The organism is Streptomyces sp. NPDC002265, assembly GCF_040296125.1.
Classification (GTDB): Bacteria; Actinomycetota; Actinomycetes; order Streptomycetales; family Streptomycetaceae; genus Streptomyces.
Window position 1 is genome coordinate 1 of sequence record NZ_JBEOWS010000638.1, and the last position, 2,223, is coordinate 2,223.

Sequence of the window (2,223 nt, forward strand, 5' to 3'; positions counted from 1 at the left end):
CGACGCACCTTCCAGCGCATCCTCGGGACCACACCGGGCACCTACCGCGACCGATTCCGCACCACACACCGTAACTGACCGATGCCAGGCCGCCGATAAGTTCCCCCTACTTGGCACGGGAAGCGTCGGCGACTGCGCGCGGACCCGGCCGAGACCGCGAGGGGAACCGGAACCAGCGCAGGACCGATCGTCGCGTCCGAGGAACTCGGCTGCGCCGCGTGAATCACGCCTCGCCAGAAGCATGCAAAACCAGGTACCATGCATCACATGGAACTAGAGTCCGGTAAAGCCGAAGGCCAGTTGCGAAAGGGTGTGCTCGAGTACTGCGTCCTGAGCCTCCTGCGCTCTGGTCCCCGCTACGGCATCGAGCTGATAGAGGAACTGGCCGCGACCGGAGTGCTGGCCACAGGTCAAGGAACGATCTATCCGCTGCTGTCGAGACTGCGGCGGGACGAACTGGTCAGCACGAGCTGGCGCGAGTCGCCCTCCGGACCACCCAGGCGCTACTACGAACTGACCGACTCGGGCGCAGCGTCGCTGAGGGAGTTCACCCGTAGCTGGGTGCGGTTCAAGACGGCGGTCGACAAGGTCGTTCTCCCATCCGAGCAAGACACCGACCCCACCCGGGAGGCATCATGAAGGACACCACGAGCAACACCGAACAGCAGATGCGTGCAGCGTTCCTGGCTGCTGTCGAGCGCGAAACGACCACCCTGCCCGCCGATCGACGCGCGGAGCTTCTGGCCGACCTGGCCGAGCACATCGACACGGCCCTGGCCGAGCGTTCCAGCAGTATTGAACAGGTGGTCGCCGAACTCGGCGACCCTCGCGTGATAGCGGCCAGCGCTCTGAGAGAGGACGGCGGCGCCGTGCCCGCACCCGCACGGCGCCCGCGCAACCCCCTCACGCCACTGCTGGTCCTGGCACTTTCCGTTCCTGTGGCGGCCTTGAATCAGGTGCTCTTCGACAACGGCCTCATCTCCGGCGTGGTGCGCATCATCGGTGTGGTGCTTTTGTGCCGCAGCGTGTTCTGGACGGGTGCGCAGAAGACTGCCGGCTCGATGGTGACCTTCGCTCTCCCGGCAGTGATCGGTTTGACCGCTCTGCACTCGAACAGCCTCGACGGGGTGCCGTCGTGGCTGCTCGACGTCCTCTTGATGGGACTGCCTCTCGGAGGCTGCGTGTGGCTGTGGTCCGCACGGCGCCGCTCTGCCTGACCCGACCCCACCGAGAAGTGAAGCCCGGTGACCCACGGATCAACCGCCGAGGTGCTCACCGAGGTTTTCAGGGTGGGGTCGGCCGGGTGAGGGGCAGGCCGGTGGCGGGTGGGGTCTGCATCGACCAGGTGGGGCCGGAGCCGGGCTCTGCATGACTCGCGGCAAAGTGTGCGGCCGGGGTCGTCAGGTGTGGAGCCGGGAGACCTTCTCCTGGAGCGGAGACCGGATGGCGGGAACGTCGCGCCGTTCCCGGCTCGCTGTTCGGGGCCCGGGTCCGGCCGGACACTCACAGCCGGGTCCGCCCGCCGTCGGCAGGGCCGAAAACGGCGGCGGCCGTCGCGCCGACCACCACGGCGGCGATCAGCGGGCCGACGACGTACGGCCACAGCAGGCCCTCGCCACCGCTCAGAAGCCAGGGACCGAACTGCCGTGCAGGGTTGAGACTTCCGCCGGTTACGTTCGTGGTCAGGGCGATCAATGCGGTGAGCAACGCTCCGACGGTCAAGGGCGCGACGCCGGCGAGCCTGGGGTCGCGGGCCAGCCGTACGACGACGGCCAGGAGCACTCCGGTGGCAACCGCCTCCCTCAGCATGATCCAGGCATCGGGCGCGGCGTGCCGCGCGCTCAGCAGGGCGTAGTTCACGTCCGGGTGGGCGACGGACGGCCCGCACAGCAGCCGGCCGGCGGCGGTGCCGAGCACGGATCCCGCGGTCTGCGCGGACAGGTAGAGCGGCACATCGCGGCCGGGCAGACGGCGCACGGCCCACAAGGTGACGGTGACCGCCGGATTCATGTGCGCGCCGCTCAGCCGGCCGAGGGGGGAGGCGATGAGAGCGGCCACCACCGCGCCGCTGACGACGGCGTCGACGAGCAGACGCACGTTGTCGGACGGCAGGTGGGCGTGCAGCCATGAGCCGGGATGGAACAGGTGGCGCATGAGCACGGTCACGGCCAGCAGCATCAGCGCCGTCGCGGCCAGTTCCGACATCCAGCGGGCCCAACGGCC

At 68.9% G+C, this 2,223-nt stretch carries 3 protein-coding genes; 2 read left to right on the forward strand and 1 reads right to left on the reverse strand.

Annotation, left to right across the window (positions count from 1 at the left end):
• Positions 1–267: 267 nt before the first annotated feature.
• Complete coding sequence (locus ABT085_RS45820; protein WP_351623058.1) at positions 268–639, forward strand: PadR family transcriptional regulator; 372 nt, start codon at positions 268–270, stop codon at positions 637–639.
• Entirely contained in the window at positions 636–1,217 is a 582-nt protein-coding gene (locus ABT085_RS45825) for an HAAS signaling domain-containing protein (RefSeq protein ID WP_351623061.1), read from the forward strand. The genes ABT085_RS45820 and ABT085_RS45825 overlap by 4 nt, the downstream gene beginning before the upstream one ends.
• 286 nt (positions 1,218–1,503) lie before the next feature.
• On the opposite strand, the gene ABT085_RS45830 is transcribed toward ABT085_RS45825, so the two are convergent.
• Positions 1,504–2,223: MIP/aquaporin family protein (locus tag ABT085_RS45830; protein WP_351623064.1), on the reverse strand; the 720-nt coding region annotated here is incomplete at its 5' end.

Coding starts and splice junctions, on each gene's coding strand:
- ABT085_RS45825 (WP_351623061.1), top strand. CDS start 636: ATGAAGGACACCACGAGCAACACCGAACAGCAGATGCGTGCAGCGTTC.
- ABT085_RS45820 (WP_351623058.1), top strand. CDS start 268: ATGGAACTAGAGTCCGGTAAAGCCGAAGGCCAGTTGCGAAAGGGTGTG.